The following is a 13,964-nucleotide window of genomic DNA, read 5'->3' on the forward strand; positions in this document are numbered from 1 at the left end:
AAATTTACTGGCGAGCGATCATGCCTCCTGAATGTCAGTTGTTCGGCACCCTGGGCTGCCATTTATGTGAATTGGCCGAGGCCGATTTGATGCCGCTTGTCGAGCACGGTTTGCTGGTGGAACTGGTAGATATCGCAGACAGCGAATCGCTCTTCGAGGCTTATGGGCTGCGTATCCCGGTGCTGCGCCGAATTGATACCGGCGCGGAGCTGGACTGGCCGTTCGATGCCGAACAAGTCGTGGCGTTCCTGCGCTGATCGTTTTTCTCTTCTGTAGTTTTCATCCTTCCGCCGGTCGCAACCGCACAGCCTTCCCTTGGCACTTTCAGGTTTATTCGGTTACTGTATGCCCATACAGTAATTGGGTCGACCTGCTGCGAAGTGTGCTTTTTCAGACGCTGGGCAGGTGGGCCGGACGTCAGAGGGATGAACCGTGGTCAATGTCGAACAGTTGAAAAACAGCGTGAACCGGATGTCGGTTGACGTGGTGCGCGAGGCCGTCCTCGAATTGCGCCTTGACGGCCTGGTCACGGAAGGCAAGACGCCATTCAACAAAGTGCATTTCAACACCTGCTTTGCCGAGATCGAGGCGCTGTTTCAGCGTGCCGGGTATCACAAGCAACTGGATGTGGTCGGGTATCAAGGCTTGCTGTACGCGTTGTATGACCCGGGCCGCTGGGAGGCTGTCGATGTGTTGCGCTGGTTGAAGGAGTTCACCGAGGCGGCAGCGCTGAAGTCGATTCCGGCCTGAATCGGCCAGCGGATTCTGCGCTAGGTTCGTCTCGCTCAGTGTTGGATAATGCCGGCCTGCATTGAGGGTTCGAATTTTCGTATGTCCACATCAACATTTTCTGCTGCGCAGAATCAGGCCAGTACGCTGTACCTTCCACCGGGAGCCTGGCCGACGGTACTCGATTGTCTGTGTGAGCATTTCAAAGCCATCGGCCGCGAGCAATGGCTGGACCGAATCGCCCGCGGGCGGGTGCTGGATGCGGATGGTCAGCCGATTGCGCTGGATCTGCCCTACAAGGAAGGCCTGCGCATTCACTACTTCCGTGAAGTGCCGGACGAAAAACCGATCCCGGTGGTCGAGTCGATCCTCTATGCCGACGAACATCTGGTGGTGGCGGACAAACCTCACTTTTTGCCGGTCACTCCCGCTGGCGAGTACGTGGAGCAGACGCTGCTGCGCAGACTGATCCATCGTCTGGATAATCCGCATCTGGTGCCTCTGCATCGTATTGATCGGCATACGGCGGGGCTGGTGATCTTTTCTGCCAATCCTCAGACCCGCTCGGCCTATCAGTCGTTGTTTCCGACACGCAAGATCGACAAGCGTTACGAGGCCATCGCCCGAGCATTGCCCGAACTGGAATTCCCGTTGGTTCACAAGAGTCGTCTGGTCGATGGCGAGCCATTTTTCCGCATGCAGGAAGGGCCGGGTGTCGCCAATACCGAAACGGCAGTGGAGGTCCGGGAAAAGAACGGTGATCTGTGGCGCTATGGGTTGTTCCCGGTGACCGGCAAGAAGCATCAGTTGCGCGTACACATGACGGCGTTGGGCGCGAGCATCTGCAATGACCCGTTCTACCCGCACGTACTGAAAGACGTTGAAGATGACTACGCCAACCCACTGAAGCTGCTGGCGCAAGGGTTGCGCTTTATCGACCCGGTTACCGGTGAAGAGCGTGAGTTTGAAAGCCGAATCACCCTGCAGTGGTGATGTCGGTGGCTGAGGGCACTTTCCATCGCCCATGAAAAAGCCCGCATGATGCGGGCTTTCTGTATCTGGTGCGGGCGTAGAGCTTACAGCTCTTTAACGGTCCGAACCTGATCCTTGTTGATGCGGGTTTCTTTACCATCCAGTTGCTTGAACTCGTAGAAGCCCGAATCTTCATCATATTTTGGCGTGTCGACGGCCTGGATTTCGCGACCGTCATTCATGGTGATCACTGTTGGCGAGGAGCAACCAGCGAGGGTAGCCAGGCCCAGTGCGAGCATGAGAGTGGCGAGGGTCCGTTGAGTCATGGGTGTGTCTCCGAATGGGAATTCTTTTGGTTACTGAGCTTGAGACGTATACAAGGCGTGCAAGTTCCTTGAATGCTGTCAGTCTGACACAGTGTTATGCGAGCTTAACAGTTCCGGGGTGTTCAGATTGGCCAGCCGCGGGTCGTTGTCCGGGCATTGCAGGGCGGTTGCACCCAGATTGCGCATGATCCGGCCGGGACTGCGCTCACCGGCGTTCCATGCCTCTTCGAATGCCGCCAACAGAGCCACCGGTATGACGCAGAGCAAAGGTTCCCAGTGATCGTCGTGGCGCAACATTAAAGGTTTTTCACGATGCCGGGCGGCGGTTTCACGCATGTCTTGCAACAACAGCGCATCGATTCGCGGGACGTCGCATGGCAGTACCAGCAGATGTCCATGTCGGGCAGCCTTGAGGCCCGCAAGAATGCCGGCCAGCGGGCCGGGGAAGTCTTGCTCATCATCCATTACCAACTGATCGGCGAACGATGCGTAGCGTTCACGATTACGGTTGCACGAGATGATCAGGTCATCCGTCAGCGAGCGTACCTTGCGTTGCAAATGCGCGATCAATGGCTCCCCCTGCCATTCAATCAGTCCCTTGTCCTGTCCACCCATACGCTGACCGCGTCCACCCGCCAGAAGCAGAATGGAGCAGGGGGGCAATGGCGTATTTTCGGTCATGGCAGCTCTCCGGCAGGGCGACGAAAAAATCAGGCGCTGTGATATAACACCGGGCTGTTTCTCCTACAACTGGACGAGCCTAATGAAAGCCAAGGCCGATGTACCTTTCGCACCGCTGAACATCGCGGTGTTGACCGTTAGTGACACCCGAACACTGGAAACCGATACTTCAGGCCAGGTCTTCGTCGACCGTCTGACTGCCGCCGGCCACAATCTGGCCGAACGGGTATTGCTCAAAGATGACCTGTACAAGATCCGTGCGCAAGTTGCTCACTGGATTGCCGAAGATGTGGTGCAGGTTGTGCTGATCACTGGTGGCACTGGCTTCACCGGACGTGACAGCACGCCGGAGGCTGTGGCTTGCCTGCTCGACAAACAGGTCGATGGCTTTGGTGAGTTGTTCCGGCAGATTTCGGTCGCCGATATCGGCACCTCCACCGTGCAGTCCCGTGCTCTGGCCGGTCTGGCCAACGGTACGCTGGTTTGCTGCCTGCCCGGCTCGACCAATGCGGTGCGCACCGGCTGGGACGGGATCCTGGCGGAGCAACTGGATTCACGGCATCGTCCATGCAACTTCGTGCCTCATCTGAAACAGGCTGCACCTTGTGAATCCCGTGGGTAAGCCGGGCAAGACCGGCAGCCTGATGCCGGTTGAAACGGCATTGGCGCGCCTGCTGGAAATGGCGGAGGCCTCGCGCATTGTCGAGCGTGAATATTTGCCGCTGGCGCAGGTGCAAGGTCGGGTACTGGCAGAAGATTTGATTTCGACGCTCGATTTGCCGCCATGGCCCAATAGCGCTATGGATGGCTACGCCTTGCGCCTCGCCGACTGGAAAGGCGAGCCGCTGCCGGTCAGTCAGAAAATCTTTGCCGGGCAGTCGCCGGAGCCTCTGGCACCAGGCACTTGTGCGCGGATTTTTACCGGAGCGCCGGTGCCGCTTGGCGCCGACTGTGTCGAGATGCAGGAAAATGCCGAGTTCCAGCTCGATGAGCGCGTGCGCTTTATCGAGCCGATGAGCGTCGGGCAGAACATCCGGCCGCAAGGTCAGGAAACCACTGTCGGCGAACTGATTCTGGCGGCAGGTACGCGGCTTGGTCCGATCGAACAAGGACTGGCAGCGTCTCTGGGTTGTGCTGGCCTCTACGTCATTCGCAAGGTGCGAGTGGCGGTATTGTCCACTGGCGACGAATTGGTGGAGCCCGGTCAAACTCTTGGTCCGGGGCAGATCTACAACAGCAACCGGGTTCTGCTCTGCAGTTGGTTGGGACGTCTGGGATGTGAAGTGATTGATGCCGGCATTCTTCCGGATGACCTGGCGGCCACTCGCCAGCGACTGGGCGAATTGCAGGATGTTGACCTGATTCTTTCCACTGGCGGCGTGTCAGTTGGCGAGGCGGATTTTCTCGGTATTGCATTGAGAGAAGAAGGTGAGTTGAGTCTGTGGAAGCTTGCCATCAAACCGGGCAAGCCATTGACCTTCGGACACTTTCGCAACCTACCGGTGATCGGCTTGCCTGGCAATCCGGCATCGACACTGGTGACGTTTGCACTGTTGACCCGCCCCTATCTGTTGCGTCGCCAGGGCGTGCAGTCTGTGGAACCGTTGAAGTTTCCGGTACCTGCCGGCTTCGACTGGCCTCAGGCGGGAAATCGTCGGGAGTACCTGCGTGGACGTATGGAGCAAGGGCAGGCAACAATTTACCGCAATCAGAGCTCCGGAGTCCTGCGCAGTGCCGCCTGGGCCGATGGACTGGTCGAAGTGCTGGAGGGCCGCACGTTGCTCAAAGGGGAAGAAGTATTTTTCATCCCTTTGAGTGACCTTCTGGGCTGATAGGTTTTGCATTTGTATGGAGATGGCTGAGCGCAGCCGTCTCCTGCATGCATTCAATGGCCCAAAAGCGTGACCACCTGATCGAACCGACTATTGGCTACCCAACCGAGCAGTCCCATGGCTACCGCTGTTGCACCGGCGGCATAGGCAAGTCGATGCTTGATGGTTTTGACGTCGCTTCTGACTTCATCCATGTCCCTGCGGATGTACTTGAGGTGGGTTTCCAGTTCGGTGACACGAGGTTCCATTTCTGCTTCTCCGGTATTTTTAGCGCCGCTTTTGAAGTCGGGCTTGTGATAAGCGCATTTTTCGGCGAGAGGAGAAAGCGGACTTAACTGCGCACTGGCTTCATGGCTTTGCATGGGTAAGCCGGCTCCCTGTCTTGATCCCACAAAAATCTTCGGCATCATCTACTGCGCAACTCTGCGCCCCTGCAGTGAATCGACTCATTACATTCACATCCCTGTGTGTTGTCTGATTGATATTGGTACGGCTCGCACAAGGTGTACCAATGACCGGGTTAGGTCAATTAAGCCAATTCATCGCTGTTTGTAGGAAAAAACCCCGCCTTGTAGGACGTGCAGTGCTCATTGCGAACTTATTCAGGCCCTTGCGACTCTTTTACAAGAGCAAGCGGTCAACATGTTCCGCATCGATTCGACTCCAGGAGTGACCGTTATGAGTGAACGCAGGGCGCTGTTGATTCTGCATGGCAAGCAGGCACTCAACGAAGCGGTTCGCACCGCCGTCGAGGAAAAACGTAAACAGGGCTGGGATCTGGCGGTGCGTCTGACCTGGGAGGCGGGTGACGCTCAGAGGTTGGTTGAGGAGGCGCTGGCGACTGGTTACAAGAAGATTATTGCCGGTGGCGGTGACGGGACGTTACGCGATATTGCCGAAGCGCTTGCGGAACATGCTGGCCAGGCCACTCTGGTGCTATTGCCCTTGGGGACCGCTAACGATTTTTCGCGCGCTGCGGGTATTCCGCTGGAACCGGCGGAGGCGTTAAAGCTGCTGGATGTGCCAGCGAAGGATATCGATCTGGGAGAAGTGGGCGGCCAGATATTCCTCAACATGGCCACCGGAGGATTTGGCAGTCAGGTCACGGCCAATACCTCAGAGGATCTGAAAAAAGTATTGGGTGGTGCAGCTTATCTATTTACCGGGTTGTCGCGGTTCGGCGAACTGCATGCGGCCTATGGTGAATTGCATGGGCCGGATTTTCACTGGAGTGGTGAGTTGCTGGCGCTGGGTATCGGCAATGGCCGCCAGGCCGGTGGCGGGCATGTCCTGTGCCCGCAGGCATTGGCTGATGACGGGTTACTGGATATCAGTATCCTGCCGGCGCCACAGGAACTGGTGGGCACTCTGAAAAACCTGCTCAGTGACGGATTCGGCATAGACAATATGTTCGTCAGGGCGCGTTTGCCATGGGTCGAGATCAAGGTCGCCGAGGGTCTCTACATCAACCTCGATGGTGAGCCACTCGAAGGCAACAGTCTGCGGTTTACGGCGTTGCCAGGAGCGTTAAAGGTGCATTTGCCGCCTGACTCACCACTCTTGAGCGGGGCGCCGCCGGTCAGTCATCCAGGCTGATGATCTGCTCGCGCACGGCGAACAACACCAGGCCCGCCACGTCGTAGATTTGCAGGCGTTTCATGATCTGCGAGCGGTGGGTCTCGACAGTCTTGATGCTCAGTCCGAGGCCATTGGCAATTTCCCGGGTGGATTTGCCACGCACGATCAGGCGCAGGATTTCCAGTTGGCGAGCCGTCAGATTATGGGAGTCAGCGACTTCCGGCTGGTTTTTCTGAGTGCGGATCAACGCCTGGTTGATCACCGTGTGGGCAATCGCCGGGCTCAGATAGCGTTCGTTATTGCGCAGGGCTTCCAGTGCATGTTCAAGCTCAGTGGCCGTCGTGTCCTTGAGCAGATAACCATGTGCACCGGATTCCAGCGCTTGCATGATCAGCGCCGGATCGGTATGCATCGACAGAATCAGTACCTTGCTCTGCGGGCGCACTCGTTTGAGTCGTTGCAGGGCTTCGAGGCCGCCAGTCTCTTTCATCGAGATGTCCAGCAGAACGATGTCGGGGCTCAGTTGCTCGACCATTTCGAGTAATTGCGAGCCATCATTGGCCTCGCCGATTACCGCATAACCCGGAATGTCGAGCACCAGAGCGCGCACGCCGGCCCTGATCAGCGAGTGGTCATCCACCAGAAGTAAGTTACAAGTCAACGCATAACCTTATTCGTACTGGCCCGTTCGAGCGCACGTGGCGCCCAAGGGAAAAGTGCTTCGATTTGAGTGCCTTTGCCCGGCTCGCTGATGACGCTCAGTGTGCCCCCCAATTGCTCGATCCGTTCGGCCATCCCGGCCATCCCGCGTTGTCCTTCACGACCTGGATTGGCCGCAGGCGCGAAGCCCTGGCCATCATCGCTGACCAGCAGGGTCAAGCCTTGCGGCAGGCGCTGTACGCGAATCAGCAAATTTTTCGCCTGCGCGTGACGCAGGATGTTGGTGACCGCTTCCTGGGTGATGCGAAATGCCGCGACGGCCATTTCTTCCGGAATGCCATTGAGCCGCTGTTGGCAGTCAAGGCTCCAGTTCACTGACGTATTGCTCAGGGTCTTGAGCAAATGTGCGCGCAGGCTGGCTTCCAGGCCAAGGCTGGTCAGTTGTCGGGGATTGAGAATGGCCGATACATCACGAACCTTGTTCAGGGTTTCTTCCAGCGTGTCGCAGAGTGACGTGCATTGTTCCTGCAGCTCTTCGGGCAGGCGTCTTTTCAGCCACTCGCTTTGCAGTTTTGCGGCGGTCAGCAACTGGCCTATATCATCGTGCAGTTCACGGCTGAGCCGGTGACGCTCGTTTTCCTGGACTTCGAGCAATCGGTCCGCCAACTCCTGGGGCTGGAACTTGATCGACTTTCGCGAAAGACGGTGCTGAGTCCACACGCATCCGGCTGCGGCGATGTTGATCAGCAAAAGGACAATTGGCAGTTGCGCGGACAAGCCATAGATCAGCAGGCTGCCCAATGCCGAGCCGATGCACAGCGTCAGGGTGAACCGGCGTGCGTTCTCTCGGGAAGGTGGCCATGTGGCGATTGACTTGAGGCTGGCGTACATAGCGGATGGAGCCAATGGATGTTCGCTGCGGGTAGACCGGTCAGAGTGGCTGACGGGCCCCTGTCTGAAAATACTGTCGTTTATGTTGTGGATTTCAAGCGCGTGCAGTGATCAGTCTGTCGATCGTCAACTTTGTTGACGTATATCGTTGAAGTCACTGTGCCATTAATTGAAATCAACTAATGGGCGGCATAATACCACTTAAGATACCGTTGGTCGCGCTTGCTATATATGTCCAATGGGTCAGGAAACTGATCATGTTGGACGCAAGTTCCATAATGGAAAAAGTTGATTTGTTGTCTTTGAGTGATATCGGCAATGCCTTAAGTTGGTCTTTTCAGACACAGGCAAACCCTGACGCCGACAGCAAAGATTCTGCACGAGTCAGTACGATTATTTATTTGGCTTTGTCGCTGACAGGTATGAACTATTCATTTGCGACATTCGGTGTCTCTAACTAATAGCCCGGTCAGCTGGCAAATGACCGCTTCGGGTCAGGCCTGTCGCTCCGAATAGGACATCAGCGGCTGCGATTTGGCATTGACTGATGGCTGGAACTCACACTGTCCGACCTGAAAGGCAAAGGCTTCGATCAGCGAGGTCTGCTCACTTTCATCAAGGCCCAGCTGCCCCGTACTTTGATCGACCAACTCGAGTTGCCACGCCATCAAAGTGAAGCAGTCCTGCAATGCATCCAGCGCCTGTGTGTGCAGGTCGACATGATCCGGCGCATGGTTGAGCAGGCTGTGAATGTGCAGGGAGAATTCGGAAACCGCCGCCAGTGCCAGGGCTTCAGCCCTGCTCGCAAGCTTGAGCAGGGTGCTGAGCATGCAGTCGATGGCGTCTTTGTCGTTGCTGATCAGTTGCAGATGGCTGAGGCACTCTTCGGACTTGGCCAGAAGCGTTTCAGCTTCGACAAGAAACTCCGGGAAGCGCTGCGCCCACTCTTTACGATCGTTCGGCATGCTTATCTCCACAGCGTCATGTCTGATGACGGAATGCCGTGTGTGTCGACGATCGTGAATCGTCGCGAGATCGCGCCCCGGTGTGCAGGTACACAAGCTGGGGGTTTCGAGAGGATGTGTTTCCACTGAAGTGCGATCGCACACAATAGCCTGACTCCGTTCATGCAATGAGAATGGCGTCACATTAATGGCTATTGGATATTGCGAACATCAGGTTGGGCCTGATTGCCGGTAGGGGAATCCCCTATGCGCGGGAACCTAACGCCTGAACCGTGGTCGCGCTGCAGAGAATGTAGCAGATGAAAATAACGGCGCCAGTAAAGCATGATGCTAATGTGGCATCAATGCCTTGATGTGGCATTTTGATGTCACTTAATGCAGGGATCAAGATACGCCACTCGTGGCCGATAACCCCTGATAGTGAATTCATCAGAACAAGCCCAGGAGTCATTGATGGCCGGCATTCTCGACACGGTAGACCAACGCACGCAACTGGTGGGTGAGAATCGCCTGGAAATTCTCATGTTTCGACTGGCCGGGCGCCAATTGTTCGCGATCAACGTGTTCAAGGTGCAAGAAGTTCTGCAACTGCCGAAGCTGACCCTGATGCCGCAGCGTCATCCGTTTGTCTGCGGTGTGGTCAACCTGCGTGGCCAGACTTTGCCGGTGATCGATCTGTCCCAGGCGATCGGTATGCGGCCGCTGGTACCGGGCCCTGGCAGCACCATCATCGTCACCGAATACAACCGTTCGGTGCAGGCGTTCCTCGTCGGTGGCGTGGATCGCATCGTCAACATGAACTGGGAAGCCATTCTGCCGCCGCCAACCAGCGCCGGTCGCCAGCATTATCTGACCGCGATCAGCAAGGTAGACGATCAACTGGTGGAAATCATCGACGTTGAAAAAGTCCTCGCCGAGATCGTCCCGTACAACGCCAAAGTGTCGCGTGAAAAACTCGAAGACCCGGTGCTGGAGCGTGCCCGTGGCCGCGAAGTGCTGCTGGTCGATGACTCCAACGTGGCGCTTTCGCAATTGCGTGACACCCTCGGCCAGCTCGGCGTGAAAATGCACATTGCCAGCGATGGCCTGAAAGCCTTGAACATGCTCAAGGCCTGGGCCGATACCGGTGTGAACATGACCGATAAATTGCTGATGATCTTCACCGATGCGGAAATGCCGGAAATGGACGGCTATCGTCTGACTACCGAAATTCGTAACGACCCGCGTCTGCGCAGCCTGTACGTGGTGTTGCACACCTCGCTGTCTGGCAGTTTCAACGACTCGATGGTGAAGAAGGTCGGCTGCGACAACTTCCTCTCCAAGTTCCAGCCCGACAAACTGGTCGACGTGGTGCGCCAGCGCCTGATGCTTGACGAAGTGCCGGCCTGACGGCGTTGTCAAAGGCTGGCATGCGCCAGCCTTTGATTCGCTGAGCAAGCTCGTATAGGGTGGCGTTTTTCGCCCACCAAGGGAGCTGGCCATGCTGCGTCTGAGCGCGCTTTATCGTTACCCGTTGAAATCCGGCAAGGCCGAGATCCTGCACTCGATCGGCCTCGACAAGCTGGGGCTTGATGGAGATCGACGCTGGATGTTGGTTGACGAGGCCAGTGGGCGTTTCCTGACCCAGCGCGCCGAAGCGAAAATGAGCCAGCTCTCGGCGCTGTGGAATGCTGAAGGCGGCCTGACTCTCAGCGCCCCGGAACATGCCGCTATCGAGATTGCCTTGCCCGGCGACGGCGCCGACTTGCGTGGTGTGACCATCTGGCGCGACACCTTGCGTGTGCCGGATGCCGGTGATGAAGCGGCGCGTTGGGTCAGTGATTTCATCGGTAAGCCGACACGGCTGGTACAAGTGCCGCTGGATCGTGCGCGTATGACCCAGGCCGGCTATGGCAACGAAGACGATCAGGTCGCGTTCGCCGACGGCTTTCCGCTGTTGTTGATCGGTGAGGCTTCGCTGCAGGATCTTTCGCAGAAAGTCGGGCGGTCATTGGAGATGCTGCGTTTTCGTCCCAATCTGGTAATCGAAGGCAGCGACGCTTATGCCGAAGATACCTGGAAGCGTATCCGCATCGGCGACGTCGAATTCCGCGTGGTCAAGTCCTGCTCGCGTTGCATCCTGACCACCATTGACCCGCAGACCGGTGAGCGCAGCGCTGATCGTGAGCCGCTGGCAACCTTGCAGAAATACCGTGCCGAGGCTGATGGCGCGATGTTTGGCCAGAACCTGGTCAACGACAGTAACGGTCAGCTTGAAGTCGGGATGCCGGTGGAGATTCTCGAGTAATCGCGCGAGCCATCTTGAAGCTCAAATAAAAATGCCCGCGTCCAAGGACACGGGCATTTTTTTGCGCTGTGAAACCCGTGGGTTTAGCCGCGGTATTCGCACAGGTAAGCGGTGTCGACCGCGACTTTTAGCTGGAACTTGCTGTTGGCCGGGACGTTGAACTGGCTGCCGGCGGCGAAGGTTTCCCAGTCGCTGCTGTCCGGCAGTTTGACGGTCAGTGCACCAGAGACAACGTGCATGATTTCACGCTGGCTGGTGCCGAATTCGTATTCGCCCGGGGCCATGACGCCGATGGTCGCTGGACCTTCAGCGGTGCCAAAGGCGATCGACTTGACGGTGCCGTCGAAGTACTCGTTGACTTTAAACATGGGCGATTCCTCTCGAAAAGAGCAAAAAAGGACTAAAAATGGTCGGCCAGTATGCACAAGGCATCTGGCGCCGTCACGCCCCTAAAGCGGCAGCACCAACGGCAATAAGCGCGCGGTGTTGCGCGCGTCTTCCAGCGCTCGATGTTGTTGACCGCTGAACTGCATCCCCGCCAGTTGTAACGCGCCATTGAGCCCCAGTGGTCGTTCCAGGCGTCGGGCCTTGGCGAAGCGTTGTTTGAGGTTCATGTGCGGCACTCGGCTCAACGCACTGTCGAGTTGCAGGCGCTGCCATTCCTGAAGCAATTGCTTGCGGTCGTAATCGCCCCAACTGACCCAGCCTTCCAGGCGCGTCTGATGCTGGCCGAGCCAGCGTTCGAACGCCGGCCACACGTCGCTGAGCGGCTGGGCACTGTCGATATTGGCCTGGGTGATGTGCGTGAGCTCGCGACAGAAGGGCGTGAGCAAGGGCCGCCGCGTCGGTTTGACGAAGCGCTGAAAGTGATCCTGCTCGCGTCCGGTTCGATCCACCAGCGTGGCGCCGATCTCGATAATTTCCATTTCTGTAACCGGCCAGCCACCCTCGTCGGTGGTGGCTTCCAGATCAATGACCAGCCAGTGAGGCATCGCAGGGTTCCTGATTTCCGCGTCCTGATAGTTCAGAGCGTAGCCAAACCCTGCGTTTGCGCCTGGCGACTCACTCGATCTGCAACAGAACCTGACGATTTTTTACCTGATCGCCGACCTTGACCTGCACCCGCTGGAGTACGCCGTCGATACCGGCCTTGAGCGGGTGCTCCATTTTCATTGCCTCCAGCACCATCAGCAGTTGGCCTTTAGTGACCGGACTGCCCTCGCTGACCAGCACGTCGATGATCGCGCCATCCATCGGTGCCTTTAGCGTGCCTGTACTGACGCTGGTCTGACTGCCGATCACTTCGTGAGTTCGATCCTCCAGCAGCAGGCTGCCGGGATGGGTGAACAACCAGAGTTGATCTGAGCCGAGGCGACAGGCGTGCCGTTGGCGCAAGCCGTCGATTTCCAGTGTTACCGAGCGTTCGTCGTGGTCGATGAGTTTCAGATCGAGCGAGCGATCAAGCGTTTGTACTTTGAATGTTCCTTCTGTCTCGGCAAGCAGTTGCACCGTCCAGTCCTGCTCATCGAGGCCGAGACGATAATGCAGCGGCACGCTGGCGTTGTTGCGCCAGCCCTTCAAGGGCGCGCGATGTTTACTTGCGGCCGCTTGATAAAACAACACGGCGGCAATCGCCAGCTCCTCGGCTGTCGGCACGTATGCGTGCAGGCATGGATGATCGGAGAAGTGACGGGGAATGAATCCAGTACCGAATTCGCCGCTGATAAATTGCGGATGTTGCAGCAACTCGGCCAGCAAACGTTGATTGCTTTGTACGCCGAGCAACACGCTGTCCTGCACCGCACGCAGCAACTTGCGCCGGGCCTCTTCACGGGTGGCGCCATGGGCGATCAGTTTGCCGAGCATCGGGTCGTAGAACGGACTGATCGACTGGCCTTCGCACAGCCCGTGGTCGATTCGTGTATCTGACGTCTGCGCAGGTTCCCAGCCTTCGATACGACCGGTTTGTGGCAGAAAGTCCTGCGCCGGATCTTCGGCATAGAGGCGGACTTCCATGGCATGCCCGTCAAGCCGCACCTGCTCCTGCGTCAGCGGCAACGGCTGGCCTTCGGCAACCTGCAACTGCCAGGCCACCAGATCCAGACCGGTTATCAACTCGGTCACCGGGTGCTCGACTTGCAGGCGGGTGTTCATCTCAAGAAAGTAAAACCGGCCACTGTTGTCGAGCAGAAATTCCACTGTGCCGGCACCGACATAATTCACCGCACGGCCAGCCTTGAGCGCCGCTTCGCCCATGGCTTGACGCAACTCGGCGGTCATCACCGGGCAGGGGGCTTCTTCGATGACTTTCTGGTGACGGCGCTGAATCGAGCAGTCGCGTTCGCCGAGGTAAATCAGATTACCGTGCTGGTCGCCAAACACTTGCACCTCGACATGCCGCGGATCGATCAGCGCCTGTTCAAGGATCAATTCATCACTGCCAAATCCGTTCAGTGCTTCGGAGCGAGCCGTGCGCAACTGCGCCGGCAATTCCTCGGCGTTATGCACCAGGCGCATGCCGCGCCCGCCACCGCCGGCGCTGGCCTTGATCATCAGTGGATAGCCGATGCGTTCGGCTTCGCGCAGCAGGGTTGCGTCGTCCTGTACGGCACCTTGATAACCGGCGACGCATGGGACGCCGGCGTCGAGCATGGCGATTTTGGACAGACGTTTGCTGCCCATCAGTTCGATGGCATCGGCGCTTGGGCCAATGAAGGTCAGGCCGGCGAGTTCGCAGGCGCGGGCGAATTCGGAGTTTTCCGAGAGAAAGCCGTAGCCGGGATGGATCGCGTCGGCGCCGCTGCGGCGGGCGGCGTCGAGAATCGCCGGGATATTCAGGTAGGACTGCTGCACGGGAGGCGGGCCGATGTGCACGGCTTGATCGGCCATTTTTACGTGCAGGGCGTCGTCGTCGGCATCGCTGAATACCGCGACCGTGCGGTAGCCCAGCGCCTGGGCGGTGCGCTGGATGCGGCAGGCGATTTCACCGCGGTTGGCGATCAGGATTTTGTGGATGGCGGGCATGCTGGGCTTCCTGAAAATG

The 13,964-nt window shown here is 57.7% G+C and carries 18 protein-coding genes; 9 read left to right on the top strand and 9 right to left on the bottom strand.

Annotation, left to right across the window (positions count from 1 at the left end):
* The first annotated feature begins 20 nt into the window (after positions 1–20).
* From ACTWLJ_RS16110 to ACTWLJ_RS16120, 3 genes are all read left to right on the top strand, one after another.
* Complete coding sequence (locus tag ACTWLJ_RS16110) at positions 21–257, top strand: glutaredoxin family protein (protein WP_445177537.1); 237 nt, start codon at positions 21–23, stop codon at positions 255–257.
* A gap of 175 nt (positions 258–432) precedes the next feature.
* Positions 433–750: a transcriptional regulator gene (locus ACTWLJ_RS16115; protein ID WP_122591930.1), complete on the top strand. Its 318-nt coding sequence runs from the start codon at positions 433–435 to the stop codon at positions 748–750.
* Positions 751–831: 81 nt separating this feature from the next.
* Positions 832–1,722 (top strand): pseudouridine synthase, encoded by an 891-nt coding sequence (locus tag ACTWLJ_RS16120; protein ID WP_445177538.1) that lies wholly within the window; start codon positions 832–834, stop codon positions 1,720–1,722.
* 83 nt (positions 1,723–1,805) lie between these two features.
* Here the strand turns inward: ACTWLJ_RS16120 and ACTWLJ_RS16125 are convergent, their stop codons facing one another.
* Together ACTWLJ_RS16125 and mobA are read right to left on the bottom strand one after the other, a co-directional pair.
* On the bottom strand, positions 1,806–2,027 hold the full coding sequence (locus tag ACTWLJ_RS16125) for a YgdI/YgdR family lipoprotein (protein WP_401213384.1): 222 nt from the start codon (positions 2,025–2,027) through the stop codon (positions 1,806–1,808).
* Between the two features lie 78 nt (positions 2,028–2,105).
* Complete coding sequence (gene mobA / locus ACTWLJ_RS16130) at positions 2,106–2,708, bottom strand: molybdenum cofactor guanylyltransferase MobA (protein ID WP_445177539.1); 603 nt, start codon at positions 2,706–2,708, stop codon at positions 2,106–2,108.
* A gap of 82 nt (positions 2,709–2,790) precedes the next feature.
* On the opposite strand from mobA, the gene moaB reads away from it, so the two are divergent.
* Both moaB and ACTWLJ_RS16140 read left to right on the top strand, forming a co-directional pair.
* Entirely contained in the window at positions 2,791–3,330 is a 540-nt protein-coding gene (gene moaB / locus ACTWLJ_RS16135) for a molybdenum cofactor biosynthesis protein B (RefSeq protein WP_085710731.1), read from the top strand.
* Complete coding sequence (locus ACTWLJ_RS16140) at positions 3,314–4,540, top strand: molybdopterin molybdotransferase MoeA (protein WP_445177540.1); 1,227 nt, start codon at positions 3,314–3,316, stop codon at positions 4,538–4,540. The genes moaB and ACTWLJ_RS16140 overlap by 17 nt, the downstream gene beginning before the upstream one ends.
* A gap of 53 nt (positions 4,541–4,593) precedes the next feature.
* Here ACTWLJ_RS16140 and ACTWLJ_RS16145 read toward each other — a convergent pair whose 3' ends face one another.
* Positions 4,594–4,902 carry a hypothetical protein gene (locus ACTWLJ_RS16145; RefSeq protein WP_445177541.1) on the bottom strand — a complete coding sequence of 103 codons (309 nt, stop codon included), beginning with the start codon at positions 4,900–4,902 and terminating at the stop codon, positions 4,594–4,596.
* 316 nt (positions 4,903–5,218) lie between these two features.
* Between ACTWLJ_RS16145 and yegS the strand changes: the two genes are divergently transcribed.
* On the top strand, positions 5,219–6,136 hold the full coding sequence (gene yegS / locus ACTWLJ_RS16150) for a lipid kinase YegS (RefSeq protein WP_445177542.1): 918 nt from the start codon (positions 5,219–5,221) through the stop codon (positions 6,134–6,136).
* Here the strand turns inward: yegS and ACTWLJ_RS16155 are convergent.
* Together ACTWLJ_RS16155 and ACTWLJ_RS16160 are read right to left on the bottom strand one after the other, a co-directional pair.
* A complete protein-coding gene (locus tag ACTWLJ_RS16155; protein ID WP_401213372.1) occupies positions 6,120–6,779 on the bottom strand; it encodes a response regulator in 660 nt (219 codons plus the stop codon). The genes yegS and ACTWLJ_RS16155 overlap by 17 nt on opposite strands.
* The gene (locus ACTWLJ_RS16160) at positions 6,776–7,669 is read right to left on the bottom strand and encodes a sensor histidine kinase (protein ID WP_445181362.1); all 894 of its coding nucleotides are present in this window, start codon (positions 7,667–7,669) and stop codon (positions 6,776–6,778) included. Before ACTWLJ_RS16160 ends, ACTWLJ_RS16155 begins: the two co-directional genes overlap by 4 nt.
* 257 nt (positions 7,670–7,926) lie before the next feature.
* On the opposite strand from ACTWLJ_RS16160, the gene ACTWLJ_RS16165 reads away from it, so the two are divergent.
* Positions 7,927–8,130: a hypothetical protein gene (locus tag ACTWLJ_RS16165; protein WP_401213370.1), complete on the top strand. Its 204-nt coding sequence runs from the start codon at positions 7,927–7,929 to the stop codon at positions 8,128–8,130.
* A 33-nt stretch (positions 8,131–8,163) separates the two neighbouring features.
* Here ACTWLJ_RS16165 and ACTWLJ_RS16170 read toward each other — a convergent pair whose 3' ends face one another.
* Positions 8,164–8,634 (bottom strand): hypothetical protein, encoded by a 471-nt coding sequence (locus ACTWLJ_RS16170; RefSeq protein ID WP_445177543.1) that lies wholly within the window; start codon positions 8,632–8,634, stop codon positions 8,164–8,166.
* 453 nt (positions 8,635–9,087) lie between these two features.
* On the opposite strand from ACTWLJ_RS16170, the gene ACTWLJ_RS16175 reads away from it, so the two are divergent.
* Both ACTWLJ_RS16175 and ACTWLJ_RS16180 read left to right on the top strand, forming a co-directional pair.
* A complete protein-coding gene (locus ACTWLJ_RS16175; protein ID WP_445177544.1) occupies positions 9,088–10,023 on the top strand; it encodes a chemotaxis protein CheV in 936 nt (311 codons plus the stop codon).
* 91 nt (positions 10,024–10,114) lie between these two features.
* On the top strand, positions 10,115–10,921 hold the full coding sequence (locus ACTWLJ_RS16180; RefSeq protein ID WP_445177545.1) for an MOSC domain-containing protein: 807 nt from the start codon (positions 10,115–10,117) through the stop codon (positions 10,919–10,921).
* Positions 10,922–11,004: 83 nt separating this feature from the next.
* Here ACTWLJ_RS16180 and ppnP read toward each other — a convergent pair whose 3' ends face one another.
* The 3 genes from ppnP to ACTWLJ_RS16195 form a co-directional block, all read right to left on the bottom strand.
* Entirely contained in the window at positions 11,005–11,289 is a 285-nt protein-coding gene (gene ppnP / locus ACTWLJ_RS16185) for a pyrimidine/purine nucleoside phosphorylase (protein ID WP_007940055.1), read from the bottom strand.
* Positions 11,290–11,370: 81 nt separating this feature from the next.
* Positions 11,371–11,913, bottom strand: coding sequence for an exonuclease domain-containing protein (locus ACTWLJ_RS16190; protein WP_445177546.1), 543 nt, complete (start codon positions 11,911–11,913; stop codon positions 11,371–11,373).
* 70 nt (positions 11,914–11,983) lie between these two features.
* A complete protein-coding gene (locus ACTWLJ_RS16195; RefSeq protein WP_445177547.1) occupies positions 11,984–13,945 on the bottom strand; it encodes an acetyl/propionyl/methylcrotonyl-CoA carboxylase subunit alpha in 1,962 nt (653 codons plus the stop codon).
* Positions 13,946–13,964 lie beyond the last annotated feature (19 nt).

This window comes from Pseudomonas sp. McL0111, from assembly GCF_052567255.1.